18 protein-coding genes, 1 tRNA gene and 3 pseudogenes are annotated in these 21,623 nt (G+C 53.8%); 17 read left to right on the forward strand and 5 right to left on the reverse strand.

Annotation, left to right across the window (positions count from 1 at the left end; genetic code table 11):
* The 5 genes and pseudogenes from V6N04_RS19035 to V6N04_RS18035 all read left to right on the forward strand — a co-directional run.
* Window positions 1–113: pseudogene (locus tag V6N04_RS19035) on the forward strand (IS200/IS605 family transposase); the annotation flags it as partial.
* 534 nt (window positions 114–647) lie between these two features.
* On the forward strand, window positions 648–1,592 hold the full coding sequence (locus tag V6N04_RS18020; protein WP_371171582.1) for a toll/interleukin-1 receptor domain-containing protein: 945 nt from the start codon (window positions 648–650) through the stop codon (window positions 1,590–1,592).
* Between the two features lie 239 nt (window positions 1,593–1,831).
* The gene (locus V6N04_RS18025; protein ID WP_371171583.1) at window positions 1,832–2,287 is read left to right on the forward strand and encodes a hypothetical protein; all 456 of its coding nucleotides are present in this window, start codon (window positions 1,832–1,834) and stop codon (window positions 2,285–2,287) included.
* Window positions 2,284–6,609, forward strand: coding sequence for an NACHT domain-containing protein (locus tag V6N04_RS18030; RefSeq protein WP_371171584.1), 4,326 nt, complete (start codon window positions 2,284–2,286; stop codon window positions 6,607–6,609). The genes V6N04_RS18025 and V6N04_RS18030 overlap by 4 nt, the downstream gene beginning before the upstream one ends.
* A gap of 599 nt (window positions 6,610–7,208) precedes the next feature.
* Window positions 7,209–7,532, forward strand: a complete 324-nt coding sequence (locus V6N04_RS18035; RefSeq protein ID WP_371171597.1) for a methyltransferase domain-containing protein — start codon at window positions 7,209–7,211, stop codon at window positions 7,530–7,532.
* Between the two features lie 353 nt (window positions 7,533–7,885).
* Here the strand turns inward: V6N04_RS18035 and V6N04_RS18040 are convergent.
* Window positions 7,886–7,961 (reverse strand) — tRNA-Lys (locus V6N04_RS18040).
* A gap of 339 nt (window positions 7,962–8,300) precedes the next feature.
* Here V6N04_RS18040 and V6N04_RS18045 point away from each other — a divergent pair.
* Window positions 8,301–8,438 (forward strand): annotated as a pseudogene (locus tag V6N04_RS18045) (transposase); the annotation flags it as partial.
* 349 nt (window positions 8,439–8,787) lie between these two features.
* Complete coding sequence (locus tag V6N04_RS18050; protein WP_371171585.1) at window positions 8,788–8,961, forward strand: hypothetical protein; 174 nt, start codon at window positions 8,788–8,790, stop codon at window positions 8,959–8,961.
* Between the two features lie 120 nt (window positions 8,962–9,081).
* Here the strand turns inward: V6N04_RS18050 and V6N04_RS18055 are convergent, their stop codons facing one another.
* Window positions 9,082–10,863, reverse strand: coding sequence for a GMC oxidoreductase (locus V6N04_RS18055; protein ID WP_371171598.1), 1,782 nt, complete (start codon window positions 10,861–10,863; stop codon window positions 9,082–9,084).
* 36 nt (window positions 10,864–10,899) lie between these two features.
* On the reverse strand, window positions 10,900–11,646 hold the full coding sequence (locus tag V6N04_RS18060) for an SDR family NAD(P)-dependent oxidoreductase (protein WP_371171586.1): 747 nt from the start codon (window positions 11,644–11,646) through the stop codon (window positions 10,900–10,902).
* A gap of 420 nt (window positions 11,647–12,066) precedes the next feature.
* Between V6N04_RS18060 and V6N04_RS18065 the strand changes: the two genes are divergently transcribed.
* The 5 genes from V6N04_RS18065 (at window position 12,067) to repC (ending at window position 17,336) form a co-directional block, all read left to right on the forward strand.
* A complete protein-coding gene (locus V6N04_RS18065; protein ID WP_371171587.1) occupies window positions 12,067–12,666 on the forward strand; it encodes a hypothetical protein in 600 nt (199 codons plus the stop codon).
* Window positions 12,667–13,108: 442 nt separating this feature from the next.
* Window positions 13,109–13,444, forward strand: a complete 336-nt coding sequence (locus V6N04_RS18070) for a DUF736 domain-containing protein (protein ID WP_371171588.1) — start codon at window positions 13,109–13,111, stop codon at window positions 13,442–13,444.
* Window positions 13,445–13,645: 201 nt separating this feature from the next.
* Window positions 13,646–14,830: a plasmid partitioning protein RepA gene (gene repA / locus V6N04_RS18075; RefSeq protein WP_371171589.1), complete on the forward strand. Its 1,185-nt coding sequence runs from the start codon at window positions 13,646–13,648 to the stop codon at window positions 14,828–14,830.
* 23 nt (window positions 14,831–14,853) lie between these two features.
* A complete protein-coding gene (gene repB, locus V6N04_RS18080) occupies window positions 14,854–15,798 on the forward strand; it encodes a plasmid partitioning protein RepB (protein ID WP_371171590.1) in 945 nt (314 codons plus the stop codon).
* A 242-nt stretch (window positions 15,799–16,040) separates the two neighbouring features.
* Window positions 16,041–17,336 carry a plasmid replication protein RepC gene (gene repC, locus V6N04_RS18085; RefSeq protein WP_371171591.1) on the forward strand — a complete coding sequence of 432 codons (1,296 nt, stop codon included), beginning with the start codon at window positions 16,041–16,043 and terminating at the stop codon, window positions 17,334–17,336.
* A 114-nt stretch (window positions 17,337–17,450) separates the two neighbouring features.
* On the opposite strand, the gene V6N04_RS18090 is transcribed toward repC, so the two are convergent.
* Entirely contained in the window at window positions 17,451–18,569 is a 1,119-nt protein-coding gene (locus tag V6N04_RS18090; protein WP_371171592.1) for a tyrosine-type recombinase/integrase, read from the reverse strand.
* Window positions 18,570–18,694: 125 nt separating this feature from the next.
* Between V6N04_RS18090 and V6N04_RS18095 the strand changes: the two genes are divergently transcribed.
* The 5 genes from V6N04_RS18095 (at window position 18,695) to V6N04_RS18115 (ending at window position 21,475) form a co-directional block, all read left to right on the forward strand.
* The gene (locus V6N04_RS18095; RefSeq protein WP_371171593.1) at window positions 18,695–19,585 is read left to right on the forward strand and encodes a DUF1403 family protein; all 891 of its coding nucleotides are present in this window, start codon (window positions 18,695–18,697) and stop codon (window positions 19,583–19,585) included.
* Window positions 19,582–20,163 (forward strand): SMC-Scp complex subunit ScpB, encoded by a 582-nt coding sequence (gene scpB / locus V6N04_RS18100; protein WP_371171594.1) that lies wholly within the window; start codon window positions 19,582–19,584, stop codon window positions 20,161–20,163. Before V6N04_RS18095 ends, scpB begins: the two co-directional genes overlap by 4 nt.
* A gap of 85 nt (window positions 20,164–20,248) precedes the next feature.
* Window positions 20,249–20,428, forward strand: coding sequence for a hypothetical protein (locus tag V6N04_RS18105; RefSeq protein ID WP_371171595.1), 180 nt, complete (start codon window positions 20,249–20,251; stop codon window positions 20,426–20,428).
* A gap of 240 nt (window positions 20,429–20,668) precedes the next feature.
* Window positions 20,669–21,070 (forward strand): conjugative transfer protein MobI(A/C), encoded by a 402-nt coding sequence (gene mobI / locus V6N04_RS18110; RefSeq protein ID WP_371171599.1) that lies wholly within the window; start codon window positions 20,669–20,671, stop codon window positions 21,068–21,070.
* 57 nt (window positions 21,071–21,127) lie between these two features.
* Window positions 21,128–21,475, forward strand: coding sequence for a hypothetical protein (locus V6N04_RS18115; RefSeq protein ID WP_371171596.1), 348 nt, complete (start codon window positions 21,128–21,130; stop codon window positions 21,473–21,475).
* Here the strand turns inward: V6N04_RS18115 and V6N04_RS19040 are convergent.
* Window positions 21,459–21,623: pseudogene (locus tag V6N04_RS19040) on the reverse strand (IS6 family transposase); the annotation flags it as partial. The gene V6N04_RS18115 and the pseudogene V6N04_RS19040 overlap by 17 nt on opposite strands.

Below are 21,623 nucleotides of genomic sequence, written 5' to 3' on the forward strand. Positions count from 1 at the left end.
GGCGATTTTGGGGCCGTGGGTATTTCTCGACCACCAACGGTGCCATCACAGAGGACATCGTACTTCAGTACTTGGAAAATCACATCGCCGATCCTACCGGCGCCAGCCGGTAGTCGTTCAGTTCAATTTCGGACAAGGCCTTTACCTCGTTATAATTCGCGAAGTGTAGCATTTGTTTGTCTTATTTGTTTACATAATCCCGCGTTGTACGTCTGGACGAAAACCTCTAGCCAATACCTGTGCGCCAAAAACGGTTGTTTTTGTCACTGAAGGTTGGTTCACCAATATCGTTGGAAAATCTTGTGACATAAATCCTTTGCAAAACCCAGTTTGGCTTTGGCATGTTTTGGGCCAACAGTTGAGAACCGGACATTCGTGCCGAGTGCCGCATCAGTTAAAATGGGCTCTTCGCGGTCATCGGAGCCGATGCAGCAACTGCACTGAGTGAGGCCAACGCTACCATCGAGGACGGCCCAGACCTGCCATTGGCGTTGACAACTCGCGCTGCACTGCAGCATTACAAGAGCGGACATTGGTTGGGAAGTTATACCCCACTTGCAAATTGGGCAGTAACTCCCAAATCTTAGTTGCCGACCTAGACGCGCCTGGATAAAATAGAACAAAATACAAACATTTCGAGCAGACACATGAGAGCTTTCATTTCTTACTCCCATCGAGATGTAGACTCACTTGACCGCCTGCATGTTCATCTTGCGAACCTTCAGCGGGAAGGTCGGATCGAAACATGGTACGACCGCGAAATCTTGGCGGGTGAGGTATTGGATGATGAAATCAGCGAAGAGCTAGAGGCGGCTGAGCTTTTTCTGTTGATGGTTAGCCCCGACTTCATAGCGTCCAACTATTGTGTCGAACGAGAGTTGCAACGAGCCTTGGAGCGGCACGAAGCGGGCGCGGCACGGGTTGTCCCTATCATCGTCGAACCATGCGACTGGGCTGCAATGCCACAGCTCCGACGTTTGAAAGCAGTGCCGAAGGACGGTCTGCCGATCTCGGAATGGACGAACGCAAATACTGCATACCTAGATGTCATACAGGAAATTCGCCGGATAATCGATGCGGGTGTGTCGAATGCACTCGCTTCAACTGCTGATGAAAAACAGCCAGCGACGACACCACGAGCCGCCCCTCGCTACCGCGTTCAACGCGACTTCGACGAAATCGACCGCAGTGAATATCGCGACGCGGCGTTCACTGCGATCAAGGACTATTTCAAGCTGGCGATTGGTGAGATAGACGCGGTCGAGGGGCTGCGAGGCAGATTTGTAGACCGAGGCGCGAACTCCTTTGGCAGCACCGTTGTCAATCGTGGCCGGCAGCATGGAACGGCGCATATTACAGTGCACTGCCGAAACGCGGGGTTCGCGTTGGGTGACATCTATTTTTCATTCAATGAGAACGCAGCAGACAATACGGCAAACGGCGGCTTCAACGTCTCGTCCGACGAATACGAACAATTCCTAGTTGTGACTATGTCAATGTTTGGGAATGAGCCTAACCGGCTAAATCCTGAGCAAGCTGCAGAGTACTTATGGTACCAGTTCATTGAGCAAGCAGGCATTAGTCATGCCTAAACTTGCTCGCTTTCGCTGCAACAATTGCGGTTACCGTTTCGAAACCGCGGTGCTTAGCAAGGACGAACAACGCGAAGCTCGCCGCGACAATCGCCCGACCAAAGCTGTACATTGTCCCGAGTGCCGCCGAACCGACATTCGAAAGGGTTGGGTTTAGTGGAAATGCGAAAATCGAAATTTCAGGGCCATTCATGGTCATCCCAGTTGTCGCCCATGGGCCATTATTCTGAGAGAAAGAAATGCTGTCGCCAAGTGAATTCACAGTCGGAAAAGTCGGTACCGCAAAGCCGCTCAGCTTGATCCTGCCGACCTCAAAGTATGAGGAAACGTTGCTGGTTGGCCAACTCGATGACCTTCCGACGGCGGTGTTTCTTTCTGGGCAGCATAAATCGATGTTCTTCAAGACCGAAGGCAACGAAAGCTGGGGTGGACTGATTATTCCATCTGTACGAATTGAGATCGATGAGACTAGCTTCGTTGACGAATACTCCTCTGAAGCGCCAATGCTATCTGTTACTAGGACCGACACAAAACTTGTTGTGGCGGCGAAAGCAGAAAGATCGTTCGGCCGTCAAATCCAAATCACCTTGCACGAAGGGCTGGTTTCATCGGGAGAGGCCAAGGCTAAGTTTGCGAATTGGCAGATTGTTCTTGGGGAGGGTCAAGACAAGCGTGTCTTGTGGACTGCGACATGATCCACGTCCCATTTGAACGTCGTTTTGCACTGCCATCAGAAGAGCGACTGCGCGACCCAGACTACATGTCTATCTGGGGCAGTTATGAGCACGGCTCCCTACGTTGGAGCGACCTCTATGCTCACCGCTGTGTCGTCGTCTTGGGCGAGGGGAAGTGCGGTAAGACCCATGAATTCAAACAGCAAAAGCAAGCGCTCCAGGTTCAGGGACAAGCTGCGTTTTTTGTCCCACTTGAATTGCTTCAAGACGGAGAGTTTTTGGACTCAATCACCGCGAAAGAAGAGCAAGAATTTCAGCACTGGTTAGAGGCATCTGACGCAGAGGCAGTGTTCTTTTTGGACGCGGTCGACGAGTTGAAGTTGCGTAAGGGCACGCTGCGGCGTGCATTGCGAAAAATTCAGACTGCTGTCGGAGCGCAGACACACCGGGCGCGCTTCTTCATTTCATGTAGACCAAATGATTGGGCTGACGAGCTGGATTTTCAGGTTGTGACTGCTTTGGTTGCGCCAAGAGAAAGAGCCGCCGAGGTTACTGAAGCTCCAGCAGGTGAAGAAGTCTTCACGGCAGTGATTGCACGAGATAGCGGCCCACCCCCTAGTGATGGGGAGGAGGGGGCCAGCGGCAGGGAGGAACCTGTAAAGGTTTTCGCGCTGTTGCCGTTATCTAGAAATGAGATCGTTGAATTTGCACGTCTTTACGCAGCAGATCACGCTGATGTCTTTGCCCAGCACTTGGAGGAAAAAGAGCTCTGGCATCTCTACCAATTGCCTGCAGACATCATGGCTGCGCTTGACCAATTGGCGACGGAAGGACAACTCGGCAACCTTCAGGAACAATTGGTCTTTGGCATTGGCCAACGGCTTCGCGAAACCTCTGACAAAAAGCGCAATGATCTGAGCGTAAAAAAAGGCATGGAAGGGGCGGAGCGGATTGCGCTTGCGCTATTTCTAATGAAGCGCAGGTCAATCTACTTTGCAGCGCCTGGCGGTGACGCAGAGGGAGTCAGTGTAGCCGACATCCTGCCGGACTGGTCGCACGATGAGCAGGTCGAGTTGCTTGGCAAGTCCTTGTTTGACCCCACAGGCGTCGGTGCTGTGCGCTTTCATCATCGATCCACGCAGGAGTTCTTGGCCGCTCAACGCCTTCAGAAGTTGCGTGAGCAAGGTCTTGCGACAAGCGACCTCCATCACCTGTTGTTCGCGAGCATCGGACAAGAGCGAGTGATAGTCCCAAGTATGGAACCTGTGGTGGCATGGTTGGCACTGTGGAACCCCGACGTTCTGACTGATGTGAAGGAGCGAAACCCTCTCTTACTGTTCCGCCAGGGAATCCCCGCGATTCTGAGCCTCGAACTGCGCGCGGAACTGTTACGCAGGTTCGTTGAGCAATATTCTGGTAGCGACTGGCGCAGGGTCGGCGTTGGGCACACTGAGCTGAAGCGCGTGTCGACACCGGAGCTGGCGCCGCTGGTGCAAGAGTTGTGGGACCAAGCCTATACAGGTCACGACACGCGAGAGCTGCTTCTCGAAATGGTGTACCTGACGCCAATGGCTGATTGCGCCGATTTGGCGTTTCAAGCGGCCTTCGACGAGAGCTTGGATTTCCACCATCGGACATACGCTGTCTGGGCAGTTCTTAGATGTGGAAGCAGTCAACAGAAACGCGAGATCGGGACTAGCATGGTGGCGGGCAATTGGCCCGAACGGGTTGTGCGCAATGCGCTGCCTGATCTGTTTCCTGAAGCACTTGAACTGGCAGAGTTTCTGGCTCTTGCAAGATCGCTGAACGAAGTACCGCGTTCCGTTCATGGCTTGGGCTATGCACTACTTCAGGCGATCAAGTCGGATGCCATGAGCGCAGAGCAAAGGGTCCAAATCAGGGACGACCTGGTCGACGCAATTTGGTTGAACCGCACCGAAGAAAGTCGCGTCTACCAAGCGCATTCAAGCTATGATCACTTCGTCGATCCCGTGATAGCGGCTTGCGATCTGACTCCACCTCAGTCCACCGAAGAAATCCCACGTTGGGCATGGAGTGTTGCAGTGGCCTTTCACTTTGGAGAGCGCCGCGAAAGCATAGTCGCCAAAGAGGAAACCAAAAGGTTGCAAGAGGCATTGTCCGAGAGTGTTGCTTTGCGGGAAGGTTACTTTTGGGCGTGCTTCGACTTGGCAGAAGCTCTTGAAAAGCCCGAGAACGATTGGCATCGATTTGTACGATCCGACTATGGGCGGGTCCTACGACCTTTTACGGAGTTGGATTTCTCTTGGCTTCTTCGTGCACTTGCGAATGGAGCAATAGAGGACCGTCGCGGCGTAGCGTTCTATACGCTGAGCATGTTCGTCAGAGGCGGCGAAAACGCCCAACTTGCGGTCGAAATAGCAGAGCTAATCTCCGACCGAGAGGACCTGCAAGAAGCATTTGAGCGGATGTTGAATCCTCCACCTCAAGAACCCGACGAGCACGAAATTGAACACCAAAATTGGCAGCGTGAACGTGAGATCGAAGAAGCTGAGCGGCAGGATGGTTGGAAAAAATGGCGGCAAGAGGTTCTTGCTGCTGAAGATCTAATGCTGGGGGAAGCAGACCGGGAAAACACGCTATACAACCTGCACAATGTCATGCAGCATACGGAACGCGACCACAATACGTGGGGGTATTGGGATGCACAGTTTGTTGAGACGGCGTTTTCTCCGGATTTTCTCGCCGGTGTAAGGGAAGGTCTCTCTGATTTCTGGCGACGCACCGACGTATCGCTGTTCAGTGAGCGCGCAGAAGAAGATCGGAATAGCTTTTCAGCCGCCAGCCTTATGGCACTTGCTGCGCTCAAATGCGAGGCTGAGACCGCGAATTGGGCCGAAGTCCTTTCGCATGATGAAGCAGTAGGGGCGACACGCATTTCAACATTGGAGCTGAACGGTTTCGGAGCCTTCCTTCCGCAGCTGGAAGCGGCCCACCCGCACGCCATCGAAGAAGTCATTGGTACTGAAATCAACCGACAGCTCGCAAACCTTACGGAGGTAGGACGTGCACCCATTTTGCATGACGCACTCCACCATGGCACACCATTCATGCGCGACATCGCAGCCGCAGCGGCTACAGATAGCCTACCGGCATTTGAGAATGCGCTGGAGCAGAATACCCAGACCGACCTCAAATATGCCTTCGAACTGATTGCTGGCAATGGCACGGATGAGGCCATTTCGAATGCCGTTGGAGCGATCCAAAATCATATCGACACATCCAACCAAATGACTGCTGAAAGCCAGCGGTTCTGGCTGAAAATGTTGACCCAACTGAGCCTAGAGCAAGGGTGCGAAGCGGTGCTGGCAGCGACCGCTGACTTATCAACGCAAGAGTCCCGAGAAGCTGCAATTTCAATATTTGCCGCGATCTTCGGTGATCGCCACTGGGGCGGGCAACCGAGTTTTGATAGGGTGGAGAATGGCCGTCGCCTCGATTTGTTGACCCTGCTGGTCATAAGAGCCTACCAAACGGTGCGCCCGCAAGAGGATCAGCACCATGAAGGCACCTTTACACCGAACACTCGCGACCACGCTGAAGAAGCACGCGGTTACCTTCTGAGCACACTTGTTTCGACGCAGTCGCCGAGAACGCTGTCGGTGCTTTACGAATTGTCCGCAATGCCCGAATTCGCGCATCTGACTGACCGTTTGAAACAGATGGCTACAGAGTTGGCGGCGAACATATTGGAACCCGAGGCCATGAGTGGCTCGGTATTCCGAATATTCGACCAAGAGCGGAACTACCGCGCCTATGACGACCCATCTCTATTTGCGGTCATGAATCACAGGCTGGCAGACTTTGAACACCACTTGCTTAACGACGAGCAGACAACTGTAGCGACTTTGCGAAAGGTGGAAGGCGAAACAGAGCTACGTCAATTCCTTTCCTACTGGCTGACCCAAAACGCTCGAAGTGCATACAGTGTTACACAAGAAGCCGTTGCAATCGCTGAAAAACGAACAGACATCCGATTGCACGCAGCCGGTTTGGACCGATACGCTTCTGTAGAAGCGAAGTTGGATGACGCAAGACATCGATGGAGCGGAAGCCAACTGAGAGATGCTTTGATCGATCAACTCGTGGGGCGTTATCTTAACCATGAGCGATGTCGAGTTGGCTGTCTCTTAATCTGTATGCGCGAACCGCGGCAATGGGAGCATCCAGACACCGGCGAAAGAATGGATTTGGAAACGACGGTCGCCTGGTTGCAGAGCGTTGCCAACGCCATCATGGAAGAACGTTCTGAACTGCTGCTTTCGGTGAAAGGGATCAATTACTCAGTTACTGCGAACGAGTAGATATCTGCGCCGATCGAGGCGCTATTTGATGTATCCACGATTTCGATGATCAAAGTCCGCTTTGGAGCTTCCCGAGTGTCTCCGCTACAGAGCGGCGAATTCACACTTTCCGCCCAGGGGACGATGCCAGCGAAGCTGAAGCACTAACATGAGAAATGTCACGCTCCTGGCCCGAAGGCGAGAACCGCTGCGATAGATGAGGTCTCCGCGCTTCTCGCCTTCTCTGGTGCAGAAAGAACATCGGCACTGCGGAAGTCTTTCTAAGACTGCACGGCTGCGTTAGCGGGATGTTGCTTCAATTAGTGGGGAATGCGCGCGCTTGTCTGGACGATGTCGCGTCACGTCAGCGTCGAGTAAGCTTTTCAACGAGTGCTGATTGCCGCTTGGGACCGGTGCCGAACGTTGTTGTAATAAGCAATCACGAGAGCATCAACAACGTCACACCTGCCGATGTTTACTTCGCCCGCGACAAAGCCATTCTAAAGCAAAGGGAAAGGATCAAACAAAAGACACTCGAAACGCGACGCTTGCATCACCGCCAGCACGCCGCATAATGAAACCAACAAGATGAGCCAGACTCTTTCTTAGGTTAGGCCGCAATTGGTCCCAAAAACCCTGACGACGGACACAATGAATTTGACTTCATTCTGCTGAATGCGGTTTGGATGCATATCTTACCGGAAGATAGATCCGCATCATTCCAGCGTCTCAAAAGACTTTTAAGTCCTGATGGATCTGTCTTTGTGTCTTTGCGTCTTGGTCCTGTTAGTGAAGACAGGGGTATGTTTGAGATTTCCGGTTCTCAGTTTGTACTAGATGCAAAAGAAGCAGGCTTTGAAGTTACTCCGCGAGGAGTTTTCGAAGACCTGTTGGGGCGTGCGGAAGTTAGCTGGAAGATGTTTGAGTTGAGGCAATCCAGCTGAGTGGTGCTTACCGAAGTTGCAGCGGGAGGCTCGCGCCACAAGTCGCAGCAGTGTATTCAGGCATTTTGGAGGATAACGGGTTGAATACTAGGGCTATCGTTACCGAGTACCTTTTGATTTCGCGGTAGCCGCGAAAGCCCGGTTCGCTGAAGCTGCACTGCAGCGCAACCCCCGATTCAACCCCAGGCTTTTGAATCTGGTTCAGTATGCGCTTCCTTTTTCCTCTCTTACCGCGAGCCGTAAGAAGGCATCAGAAGCCGAAAACCGGCAAAAGGAACCGGGTTCTGACGCAAAAGGCAAATAACCTGACTGAAAGGGAACTCAGTCGTGATTACTCACATCACCTCAGAAAGTGGTGAGCCGTGAAGGATTCGAACCTTCGACCCACTGATTAAAAGTCAGTTGCTCTACCAACTGAGCTAACGGCCCCCATTTCTTCCTTACGTATTGGTTAATCACTGTGGGGTCAAGCAGGTTAAATGAATATAGTCGAGCTGGCCTGATCCCCTGAATCTCTTCCAGTTTTGTGTAGGTTCCGCCCAGCTTAAGAACGGACAAATGAAGACGTGATTCACCGACGAACAGATGCTCAAAGGGCAGAAAGCAGGCGAGCGAGCAACTGAAGGCTGCAGGCGCTATATCTCTGGTGACTTAGCGAGGTGGCCTGAAGATCAGGGCATGGTTCGCGTTGAGCTGCCCCCGAAATTCGGACACTGACGTAAGCGACGATTTGCTGTCTGCTGATCTTCGACAGGAAGGAGATCAGAGATGTCGAAACGGAAGAACCACAGTCCTGAGTTCAAGGCCAAAGTCGCGCTTGAGGCTTTGAAAGGCGAGCGCACCTTCGTGGAGCTGTCGAGCCAGTTTGGGGTGCATCCTACGATGATCCACAGTTGGAAGCGAGCGCTTCAGGAGCGCGCGTCAGGCGTGTTTGAGTGCGGTGGGAAGAAGGCCCCTGGAGGATTACGAGCTCGGCCGGATGCACACCGAAGAATTGGATCGGCAGATTGTGGACGCGCTGACCGACGAGGAGGTTGAAGCCTCGGACATGGATCTGTGATTTTGCGTAGCCAGACCGGCACAAAGCCGGTATGAGGACCACATGATCAAAGTAAGCGCACATATCACCCTATTATAGCGCCCGCGGAACGACGGGCGGCTTTGAGCTGTTCGCCACGCGATGATCCCCATCCCCGCACTGTCTCTGACGCCGCCGCCTCCAAATATAACGGACGGGCATGACGGAGTTAAAGACATGACCAATTGGTATACGGCAGACCCCCATTTCGGGCACGAGAACATCATCAAGCTCTGTGACCGCCCCTTCCGTTCAGCAAACCACATGGATGCGGTGCTGATGCAGAACCTCTGGGCTATGGTTGGCCCCAAGGATGAGCGAATGCTCCAAATACATCGTCAGTCGTCCTGAATATCTTTGACCGGGCAAGCAAAATGTGTCGCGATCTCAGCAAAATTTCTGCTGGGGAGCTGGCCTCTGGATTACCCGCTGCCCATGCTCGAAGTGAGTGGATCGCACCCTGATCGACAACTATGTTTTTTTGAGGGTCATCCGTATCTCAGATCCAATTCGAAGAGCATTGGCAACTATGGTCAGAGTCGGATTTACTCCAAGGGATGATGGGAATGTTGAGCCGTCTGCAATATATACATTCGCGGATTCATGGATGCGGCCGTCTTTGTCTGTTACCGAAGAGATGTACGAATGGCCCATTCTACATGTGCCGAATTGATGTTCGCCAAATGTCTTTAAAGCACCGCGTGTAACAGTGGTATGCGAGTCCGAACCCAGTATTCTTTTAAGGTTGGCGGCCACTATTCTACAGTATGTGTTCTCATTACTTCCAAAATTGCGGGTAAGCCGCGCGATTGGCCTACCCATGAAGTCACTAACATTTGGATCCAAGTCAATCATATTGCTTTTCCTTGGTAGATCATCTCCCAAAACCATCAAATCCACCTCGGAATTCATAAGTGCCATTGCTCGATCATCATCGGTAATGGGGCACTTATTTGGGTTAGAGCCAGAAGTTAACTTCTGCAGCCTATCCGACCAGAATTCGGTGCCTACCGCAATCCCACCCTTGCACCATATTCCTGCCTGCTTGTCTCGGATCATGTAGAAATCGGAACTTACAACTGTTCCCGAAACCCCTACACACGGAACCCCATTACTCCTATTCAGCAGTGAAAGCCTTTTTCTTGCCCTGAGTCCCATAATGTGAAACATCGCGTTTTTTCCGAGGTTGTTTGTCTCGTTTCCCAGACTTACCCCACGGTCATTCTTTGTTAACAACAGAAGCCGAGCCGTTTGAATCGCTCCACATGCAAGAACCACCACCTTTGCATTAATTTTTAGTCGTTTAGTCACTTTACTATTTTTGTGGCATTGGATTGCACTGATCCCGTGAGCTTTACGAGTATACCAATCGATATCAATTCCTGTGACAATTGTGTTTGAAATGACGGTTATTGCTCGCCCCTTCCAGTGGGGCGAAAGAAATGTGTTATCTACCCGTGCACGTGCAGGGTGCTCAAAAGGCACATAGATTCCGCCACAACGCTGGCAAGGTTTTGCAAATCGGCTTGATATTTGTGTAGGTAAGAATTCGCCGGTGGAATTTATCTTTTTCCGCCCGTGTGTCGCCGACGCCCTTAGTGCCAAAGATGATGGGGCGGTTTTATACCCTGCAGACATAAGCATATCTTCGGCGAGTTTTGCAGGCAATGTGGCTGGTATTGCCTGGTAAGCGTAATCGTCCCCTTGATCAAATCGCGTTAATTCTGAGTACTCACCGAGATCGGCTTTAAGATCATTCTGCCATTGGGCCTCCGAGAAACTCTGGCTGAGCGCAGCGGCATTGCCTGAAACCCCCAGAATTGTTTCTGCGTCTTCGAGAAATGGCTCAAGCTCTTTCAGAGAAATCGGCCAGTCCGCTAAATCATACCCCTCGGACTGAAGTTGAGCGCTCTGGCCTACCGCACTAAATAGTTGCTTAATTCGAAAATCAAGATGGCTCGGTCTGAAAGCCCATCCACCCCAATGCCGTGATCCCCCCCCCACACCTTCTGCGGTGCGTCCTTGCCCTGAGAGATGAGCGTCCACTTCGGCGTGCGTCCGAAAAGAAGTATATGAGCTATCGGAGACTGGATCGTTATCAAATACGTCTTTCGGGGAGCTGTTTTTCCCTTGCTCAATAATTATGACTTTAAGGTCCGATTGTGCCAATAACCAAGCGGCAGCGGCTCCCCCCCAGCCCGAACCAACGACAACAACATCACAATCCTCTACCGAGACACAAGCTGAATGCATGCTCACCCCACCACTCTTGGTGAGGCATTGGAGTTCTCATTTTGCACGAAATCCCATGAAGTCATATTCGGCGCCATCATAATTCAAAAACTTTCCATTCAATTCGTTGTTCCAGTTTGAAACAATACGTAATATTTTTCTGGCTTGGTGCCTTGCGCTTAGTTTTCCTTTTGGATTCATCCGGCTAGTCACTCCCCCGGGGTGAACAGAAAAAGTACTTGTCCCATCTGGCAATTCAATTGCTGACGAAAAAGTTATCATGTTCAAGGCAGCTTTGCTTGCTCGGTATCCATAATTCCCGTCAAGATTTTGAAATTCATCGTTTTGCGATGCACGTGAGCTTGAAACATTGATTACGAAAGCACGCTTTGTATCAAAATGACGGAGCAGTTCTTGCGTGAGCAAAAGTGGTGCAATTGAATTGATTTCGAACATCTCAAGCATTGCACTTCTGGAAATACTCCCTAGCTTGCTGGAATTTTGATACTTTCCTTCTGAAACACCTTCTCCGTTTATTGCGGCGTTATTTGCTAAAATCTCAACCGGCAAACCGATTTCTGAAACATACTTTGAAAGATTGCCAATGTCTTGGTCGAGCCTCAAGTCTACTTGCCGCCAATGCAGTCTAGGGTGAGTTAGACTTACTGTCGATATATCTCGGGAGGTTGCGACAACGGTATAGCCTTTTTCCAGCAAACACTCCAAAAAAGCGAACCCAAGGCCTTGACTTGCTCCCGTCACAACCGCGAGTTTGTTGATATATTGCCGACTCAATTTGTTCATCACTTTCGTTCCAGTATGATAGCCTTAAGTATGTAGCCCAGATTTGGGACAAATGGGGCCAACTGCGTGCAAGTCGCTCAGCTAATTTTTGTTGTTCAATCCGCGAACGTTTGTTAGCAGATTAGAACGAGACTATCAACGATAGGTAGATCTCATTGGCCTTCATGCAGTTCGACCATGAGTTTGGCGTGGGCGGAACTGACCGACCGTCGGCCGATGTCGGTAGGATCAGCAATACGATTTCGAGATACCGAAGTTCGATGTCTTTCTTGATGACACCGTTGGTGATTGAACAGTACCCTCGCCTCCAAAATCTGCGGCCCCATGTGTAGATGCTTCCGTTTATGCAGGCAATCTGGCTGGCCTCAGTGCAGGCGGCGCTTTTGGCCAAACCGGAACTGGTTCTGGATCTACTGGGCTTTGGCCAAGCCGGAATTGGTCCTCGACTTGCTGGGCTTTGGCTTGTCAGAGGCGTCGGGCGGCTTCGAGAGCGTCTTCGGCATTCGACTGGACCGCCCGACCAACGCGCCGAGCGTTGAGGAAGGTTTCACCCAAGAGCCGCGCCTCGCGCACGGGATCGATGCCAGAGAATACTGGCAAAACGGCACTCGTGTGGAAGACCTCTCCGAAGCCTTCGCCACTTTCTGCGAGACGGGAAAGAAAGCCCGCAACGCCCAGATCACAGAAGCCATTGCGCGCACCCTACCCTATCGGGCTGGCGGCGCGGAGTTCTTCGGCCTGATTGCGGACGAAGCCGGTGCCGATATTCGCAAGCACTGGACGCCCACGGCGGAGAATTTCTTCTCGCGGGTTTCAGCCGGTCATCTGATCGATCTGCTTTGTGAATTCCTCGACTGCGATGCCCGCGATGAACGTGTTGCCGGTTTTGCCAAGCTCAAGAAAGCGGAGAAGGCCGAGAAGATGGAAAAGCTCGTGAGTGATCCCACCACCCAAAAGCTCATGGGGCTGACCTCAGAACAAAAAGCCAAACTCGACAAATGGGTGCCCGACTGCACCTGACGGCTCCTTCGTGGGAGATATCGCCTTCCGCATCTGCTCGCGCGTCAACCACTTTCCTGGGTGCCATTGTGCTGCTCCTCATCTTGTTCTCCTTACGTTCCTAACATGATTCTCGTGGTCGGCCAAGAATTGGCACTGCCTGACGTACGGGTTTCAGGCAAGAATGCCGCCGCTGCGCTCTGCTCAACTCAATCGCGCGTTCGATTTGGAGTTGTTGGCAGCAGATGCGCTCCTTCACTTGGTGTTGCATGACTTGCTGGTCGCAGGGTCCGCCCCGATCACAAAGGGCGGCTACCGGTATTTTCCCCAGCCCTTCGGGCATTCCCCGCGGAACAAAATTCAGGCCCCCTGCCCTTCTCCGCTTCGCTTCGCCTTCGGTGTGTTCAGGTCGTTGTCCCCTGCCCTCTGGCCATCATTGCAACACCAAACAAGGAGCACAGCAATGACCACCAACTGCATCAAATTCGAAACCGCCGACATCGAGACCGCCAAGGGCGTCGGTTCGATCTCCACCCTGACATTCGACATCGATATCACCGTGGAGCCCGTTACAAGCGACAATCCAATGGCCCCCACGCACCGTGTTCTCGGCCGTTCGCCACGCGGCCGTCTGGTCGAATGCGGCGGCATCTGGAAGAAGCAGAACCGTGACACCGGTGCTGACTACTTCACCATGAGCATCCGGGACTTCGGCTTCAACGCCAATCTCGGCAAGGCAGCAAACCAGGATGATGATACGGTTCAAGCCGTGATCCCCTGGGGTTCGAAGAAGGCTTGAACGAAAGCTCCAGCGAGGTTTTTAGCCTCGCTGGAGGGTTTACAGTTGTAAACTAATCTGGTTTTCTCAATGGCGTATATAGTCTAATCCTGCCGCAATAGGCACTAAATCAGCGAAAAACCTTGACTTAGATAGGTGAATCACACCTGTTATCCCCAAGTGGCGCGAAAAAGGCCACATTTTCGAAATTGGGGCAACCAGATGATTCCAGTGACACCACTTGCTACCGAAAGGCCTTCATCTCTCGCAACTGAGATTTCCGAGCGGTTGAACGCAGCAATTCGAGAACACCTACTTGCGGCATTCGCTCCGGACAATACCAAATCCCTACGCAAATTCGCTGCTCCTGAAGTGGCCGAGCTACTGGGCGTTTCCGGCCAGTTCATGCGAAAGGTGCATGCTGAGGGAACCGTCCCTGAGCCTGATGATATCCGGGGTGGCCGCCGATACTACACCGCTCAGGAAATCTGGAACGCGCGCGAAATCCTAGAGCGTTCGTCTCGAACCAAAGGACGGTATGTGCCGCGCCGATCCTTCGAAGAGAAGCTTCAGGTATGGCAGTTGATGAACTTCAAAGGCGGTAGCAGCAAGAGCACCTCCACTATTCACTTGGCTCACTATCTCGCTCTTCGCGGTTATCGAGTTCTCGTTGTTGATCTTGACCCACAGGGCTCTCTCACCTCAATGTGCGGGATCAGTCCGGAGATCGAGTTTGATGGGCTGACGATTTATGACGCTATTCGCTACGATGATCCCGTGAACATGGCGGGCGTCGTACAAGCGACGTACTTCCCAGGATTGTCTATTGCGCCTTCGAGGCTGATCCTTTCTGAGTTCGAAACAGAATCCGCGGTTCATTCCAATCCTGATCAGCCCTTCTTTACGCGCATAAGAAACGCATTGGCGCAGGTCGAAGGTGACTTCGATCTCGTTCTCGTGGACAGCCCTCCTCAACTCGGCTTTTTAACGATTGCTGGGATGGCTGCGGCGAGCTCTCTTATCGTGCCGCTAACACCTTCCATGCTGGACGTTTCTTCCACGGCCCAGTTTCTTGAGCTTGCGGGTGCGTACATGGGTGTGATCGAAGACGCCGGTGCAACGTTACAATACGATCATTTCAAGTTCTTGGTTACCCGTGACGAACCGACCGATGTGCCATCGCAGCAGCTCACATCGTTCATGCGCGCATTGTTTCAAGATCGCGTTATGTCAGCGACTGCTCTGAAAAGCACAGCAATCAGCGATGCGACGATGCTCAAGCAGTCGATCTATGAGGTTGTTCGTTCCGAAATGACGCGAGCGACATACGATCGTGCCAAGGGCTCTATGGATTCAGTGGGCGAAGAGGTCGAGCGAATGATCCATCAAGCATGGGGGCGTTCATAATGGCTAGGAAATCACTCCAAGATATGTCTGGCATCGCCAGCACAATCGCTCGGTCTGGCGCAAAGCCTGCGGACAAGGTTGTGAAGACAAGTGCACCGGCTCTCGGAGCGCTGCAGGGGTCACTTGCCGCAATTCGTGAAATCGATCCGGAGCTTATCGATGACTGGGGTCCTGTGGACAGACTCGACGAGTTTACAGCTGTAAACTCCGACGATGACGGTGAAGGTTTCGATGTGCTCAAAAGCAGCATCCAAGACGGAGGACAGCAGGTACCAATCCTTGTTCGAAGGGCGAAATTGGAGGGGCGGTTTGAGGCTATCTATGGCCGGCGACGCCTAAGAGCCTGTAGGGAACTCGGCATCAAAGTACGCGCCAATGTCCAAGACATAGATGACCAGACAGCTCTTCTCGCAAAGGGTTTGGAGAACGCCGCCCGCAGGAATTTGTCGTTTTACGAAAAAGCACGGTTTGCGGAAGCTATTCTTGAAGCCGGTCATGCTACTCCCACGGTGCGGCAAGTTTTGAGTCTGTCCGCTTCGGGTCTCTCTCACTTGATGAAAGTGACCCAGAATGTGCCGGTCAAGGTTGGCGATCTCATCGGGGCCGCACCGAAATCAGGCAGGCCCAAGTGGACCGCTCTCGCAGAGCTTTTCAACTCCAAAAAGCTTTCTGAGAAGGTTGCGGTATCCGTTCTTCAGAAGTGTGGAAAGGAAGTGAGTTCAGATGATCGATTGGATGAGCTGCTAAAAGAAGCTTCCAAACGAGGTGCACGACAAGACCGAAGCTCTTCGGAAATGATACCGGTCGAGGGTGTGACGATCAAGACAGGACGCGGATCGATATCAATGTCGGCTAAAAAGTCGGGTGCCAATGCGAAATTTGCGGAATGGCTCGACGACAACCTGGCTGAGATTATCAAGAGATCCTACGCCGAGTTTACAGCTGTAAACCGGACGGATGAAAACTGAGGACGAGCAGAAAGGAGGAAGGCAAACAAAGAATAACCCCCGAAACCGGAGCTTCGAGGGCTGCTGCGCAAAGCGCAATTCTTAGATTAGACACTTAGAATCTAGCAGCCACCGAATCACCACACAAGAGAAAACGCTCCTGAGCGAACGGGGAATCTTTGTCTGCTGGCAAACTAATGACAAAAATCAACGATGCTCCGCATGGGGCGACTGGGATAGTCATGCCCCAGAACGGTGGAGGTATGTCCAATATCAACCAATGTTCTGGGTGGCGCAAAGCGACGGCCGGACTCGCTGTCGCTGAACAACATGCACAAGCTGGCGAAAGGGCTGCCATTCCCAAAACTCAAGCATTCGTAGCTGTGAAGCGCGTTGGCGCCCATATCGGCCTCAAGGCTGGCGACTTGCTGCTCCTCGACACGCTAGGGGCCTTCACGCAGGCCCAGGACTGGGAAGAGGGACAGCGCCCGATCGTTTGGGCGTCCAATGCCTATCTAATGGAGCAGACGGGCTTCTCGCTGTCTGCGCTCAAACGCCATACACGGCGCCTGGCGGAGGTGGGTGTGATTTCCTTCAAGGACAGCCCCAATGGCAAGAGATGGGGACACAGGGATGCTGACGGGCGCATCATCGAGGCCTATGGCTTTGATCTGTCCCCGTTGTCGGCCCGTGTTGAGGAATTCGAGCAGCTTCAAGCCGAATTGCAGGCCGAGCGCGCGCTTTGCCAGCGCTTGAAGCGTCAGATCACGGTAGCGCGCCGGATGATCCGCGCCCGGATCGAAGCCGCCTTCAACGGAACGCTGAGAGGGCCTTGGGAGCATCTTTCGGAGCTGTTTGAGGATCTTCTGGACCGCCTTCCGCGTCGGAATGCGGCTTCAGAGGCGCTTGAACGGCTTCTGGCATGGTTCAGGGACCTTCAGGTACGCGTCGAGGCGGCCTATCTCAAGGCCGTTCGGGCGGATGAGGTTGTGGAAAACACCGCTGAAACCAGCGAACAAGTAATTGAACAGACTCAAGAAATGAACCCCAGGGAGGTCGTTTTTGACCCTCATATACTAATTACAAACCAACTTAATCCTGTAACCTGTAAGTCCTTTGAAAAAGAGAACGTGGCGGACGTGGTGCCCAATGTGCCACCGGAAGAACGGGTTGATAGGGAGTTGGAAGATTGGGTTGCCGAGACGCGGAAAAAGCGCGGTGCAGCGCTTGATTTGCCGACGGTGATGCAGGCTTGCCCTGAATTCGCGTCCTGGGCGCGGAACATGGGCGGATATCTGAAGGATTGGGGCGATCTGCACCGGGTTGCCGGGCAGTTGAGGCCGATGATTGGCGTTTCCGAGCACGCCTGGAATCTTGCGCAGGACCGGCTTGGGCCGCAAATCGCGACAGCGGCGCTGGTTCTGACCTTTGACAAGCATTGCGCCGGCGAAGTCGCGTCTCCGGGCGGCTATCTCCGTGGCATTGTCCAGAAAGCCGGGGCAGGGGAGCTGCATCTCGAGCGCAGCTTCTATGGGAGGCTCAGCGGGCAGGCGGCGTGATGAAACACTTTCAGTTTACATCGAGTCACAGGATCGTTTCTTCGCGTTCGAGCCGGAGGCGAGAGGCAGCGAAAACCGATGCCATAGTAACTGAAAGTGCCATGAGGAAGCGGATCAGAGACCCGCGGCTTTCGTCAGGTTTACTCGGAACCGGTCCCGACGACGCTGGTAGCGGCGGGTCATCTCGGCCGAGGCGTGCCCCAGCTGCTTCTGGACGTAGCGTTCATCGACTTCTGCCGAACTGGCGAGGCCCGCGCGCAAAGAGTGGCCCGAGAACAGGGCGAGGCGGTCTTTCTCGGGGAGTTTCGACCGGATGCCGCTTTTCAGGACGGTTTGCTTGATGAGGCGGGCGACGTGTTTGTCGCTGAGACGTGCTTCGAGGGCCTTCTTTCCGTCGCGCGAGGTGCGCACAAAGACTGGCCCGAAGTCGATCTTAGCGAAGTGCAGCCATTGTTCCAGCGCATGCACCGGGCAAGTCTGTTCTGATGAGCCGCGTCCGATTTCAACCTCACGCCAGCCGGTCTTGGCGTTCAGCGTAAGCACGGCACCATCTTCCAAGATTTCAATCCAGCCACCCGAATCCGAGGTGTCGTCTTTCCCGACATCCAGGCTGACGATTTCGCTTCGGCGCAGCCCACCGGCATATCCGATCAGTAGGATCGCGCGATCTCGCAGCCCACGCAGATCGAAACACAGAGTAGCCACCATGGCGAGGATATCCTCCGGCAGGATGGCCTCTTTCTGCACTGGCGGGCGCGCGCGTTTGCGTTTGATGCCAGCCAGAACGGCAGAGATGTGACGGTCCTTGCGATCGAGCGGAAACCCGCGTTGCGCGTAGTTCCAGGCGAGGCCGGACAATCGACGATCAATAGTGCTGACCGAAAGGGCAGGGGAGGGGCCTGTCGGCGCGGCGAGATCGGTCAGATACAAGCCGATCATTTCCGGCGACGGGGGCAGAGGATCCGTTCCTTTCAGCCTGCACCAGCGGGAAAAGTGCTTCCAGTCTGCCGCGTAAGCCTTGCTGGTGTTCTCAGCCGTCGAGGCCTTCGCGTAATCGCGGGCGGTGTCCATCAACCGGTCGAGGGTGCCGGATCCCGCGACATGGGCGGGCAGGGCGATCGCATCGTGGTTTAAGCGATCTCTCTCGTCGATCTGAGTTTCATCCGACGTATCAATGGGTGCTGAGCTCGGTTTCTCGGCGTCTGGAGGCTGATTTTTGGGTGTTTCGCTCATGTTTCTGAGCCTACCCCGATATGTCCGATAATGCAAACTTATTGGACGTAGTGAAGATCCACAGGGTGAGGCGGTTAGTAAACTAAACTCTGGATTAAAGCGCCGTGGTAAAATAGGATCACCGCATGAAAGCCGGTCAGATTTCCTTAGACAGCACGGCAGACAGCTGCGCCCGACTGCCCCGCTGGGTCACTGCGACGGGTGCCGAAACCCTTGAAGATGTGGCCTTTTTATCAGGGGCCGCGCTGGCGCAGCTGCATATGGTGGCGACCCATCCAGACACACCCGATGCCTTGTTGCGCGCGCGTCTGGCGTTGCGTTCGGCTGAAGCCTTAATGCAGATCACAGGCCGTCCCGAAAGGGCAGCAGAGCTGCGTGATGAATTGCTGCTTTTGCGCCCGGATGACCTGCCTGGCCCGGCGGGTGCTGTTTATCAAAGCTGGCAGCGCGCCACAGAGCATCCCCTTTCCGTAAAGGCAGTATCGCGGGTTTTGCCCAATCTGGAGGCCGAACAGATCGCCATGTGGCTGGACGCAGGGCAGGGGGGGGGCATCACGCGGGCCGTACAAGTGCTTGAGGCCGTCCTGACCGGCGCCCCGCGTGCCGAGGCGGCGGCGTTGATCATTTCCGATGCCGCCCTGTCTCAGGCGTTTGGGTGGGACGTCCTGTTCCCTGTTTTGTCCATTGGTCTGACACGCGCCGATCTGCGCAAGCGTGGAGCTGACTTACAGATGGCCTGCCATCGTGCTGCGTTGCGCGCCGTGAAAGAGATCCTGCCGCTGGCCCAAGACCTGTCGCGCCGCGCGGCATTTCTGGCCCATGTCGCGCCCAAGCTGCGCGCCAAGCAATCGGACGCCGCGCTTCGGATGTTCCTGACCCATGACGCCGTCGCCCCCGCCACGCTGCCCATGCCCGACCGCGCGGCGCGGCGGCTTTGCGACCGGCTGGTTGCCCTTGGCGCGGTACGCGAGTTAACGGGTCGCGATACGTTTCGCCTGTATGGGATCGCACCATGAGCCCCTACGACACGCCCCTGTTTGACCGGTTATTGACCGATCTTCCAGCCGATCTGCGCTGGCGCGAATGGATGCGCCGGATCGAGGCCGTTCTGTTCGCCAGCGCCCGCCCTGTCCCGCGCGAGGATCTGGCGCGTGTGGTGGGCGACGTATCGGTCGAGCTTCTAGTTGATGATCTGTCTGCGAGCCTCGAGGGCCACGCCTTCGAGGTGGTAAAGGTGGCCGACTGCTGGATGCTGCGCACCCGCCCATGTCTTGGCCCGGTGATTCACGCCGCAGCGGATGTGGGGGATCAGGTTTCGAACCTTGGCGAGTTCGATGTCGCGGTGCTGGCGGCCATCGCCTATCACCAGCCCATCACGCGGGACGGGCTGAAAGACATCTTCGGGAAAGAGATCAGCCGCGATCTGATCGGCCGACTGCACGAACGCAACCTGATCGGCACCGGCCCCCGCGCACCCCGTCGCGGTGCCCCATATACCTATGTCACCACCGACCAGTTCCTTGTCGCCTTCGGACTGGAAACGCTTGCAGATCTGCCGGATCAAGAGCAGATGCAGGACGCGGGGATAGGGTAGGGGTTTTTCCCACAATTGTGGATATGAAACTTCTGTTGCTTGTCTTCAGCGTGTTCCTCATTTCTGTTTCAGGTAGGAGGCTAAGATGGAAAACGAAGACCTGAACGACGCAGCAATCGAGCAGTTAATGCGAAGGCTGGACAATATCGAAAGGAACATGGCTGGCAAGGGGGACGTAATGTTCGCCGTGTTGATGGCGCATGTCTTCACAGTTCTGGTGCTTGCCGGAACGGTGGTCTTGTTGGAGATGATTGTCGAGTTTTGATGGCTAAAGTGCACGATTTTGAACAACGGAATTCCAATTTGAAAACACCATGGTTGGAACCATACTGATAAGCTACAAATAAAGCATAAATGACGTTGTCGAGAAAAAGAGGTTTTGAACAATGCAATTCCAATTTTTCTCGTTCGACGACAATGGGGCCACCCGCTCCTATGTGGCACGCGAAAAAAGGCAGGAAATATGCACCACTTGAGCACAGCATGCCGAGAAATCTCCGGGTCGATGGAGTACATCTACCTCGACATTTATAATTATGCCGAAGAGCTAAAGAAACGCACAGAAGATGTGTTGCGCGACTTTGATTTGACCCGTGCCCAACGCGGCCGACTTCCGGTTATGTCGATCAGATATGCGTCCCGGGATCCGTTTCCGCGTGTGGTCTGGGTCTATGTTTATGGAAAGCCTGGGGTCAGGAAGGGTGGCACGTCGCGGTTCACACGAGAGTTTCCAAAGCCTGTCGGGTACAAATACCGAGACTCCATATTCGAACCCTATCCAGAACCTATACGATCGGAACTCAAGCAAATTGAAAGAGATGCGGCCAAACTTCGTGAGCTGATAAAGAGGACCAAATATGTGTATCGGTTCGCGAGAGATTACCAGAAAGCGGATTTCCGGTGGTGAGAGACGGGAACAGAGCTTGTTGGCCGCGAAAGCGCAAGTGACTAAGATCGCATAAACATGGTGAGCGCACCTCGCAAAGGGGCAGCGCGTGTCGCGGATGTTGGTCCTGACATTCTGGCAAGGCTGAATGCAGGAGAGATCGAGGCCGCGACACTCTCGGAAAATCTGGCAACAGACTTTGCCGCTCTTTTGGCTGCGACAATCCCGGAACTGGCAACGAAAGCCCAGAAGATCGGTTCCAAGGCCGGGATCACCAAGCGTATGGCCCAGGTGGCACGCATCCTGTCCGATGACTGCGGACAGGAGCGTTTGGCTTGGCTATCGCAACAGCCATCAGGGTGTTGTCACATTAACTGCGTGCACAAAGCGAAATCATGCGGCCAGGATTTCAAGCTGCTTGTGTGACGGCATTCCAGGCGTCAAATGCTTCTAGGCGATGATAACGGATTGTGAGGGCAGAACGACGGCGAGAGGGAACAGAGAAGCAATTCCGGATGGCTGAGTGGATCGGCACGAACCTTTGCAAACTTCCCTGTGACCGGCGATCCTTGCA

The organism is Aliiroseovarius conchicola (assembly GCF_041403445.1).
Classification (GTDB): domain Bacteria; phylum Pseudomonadota; class Alphaproteobacteria; order Rhodobacterales; family Rhodobacteraceae; genus Aliiroseovarius; species Aliiroseovarius conchicola.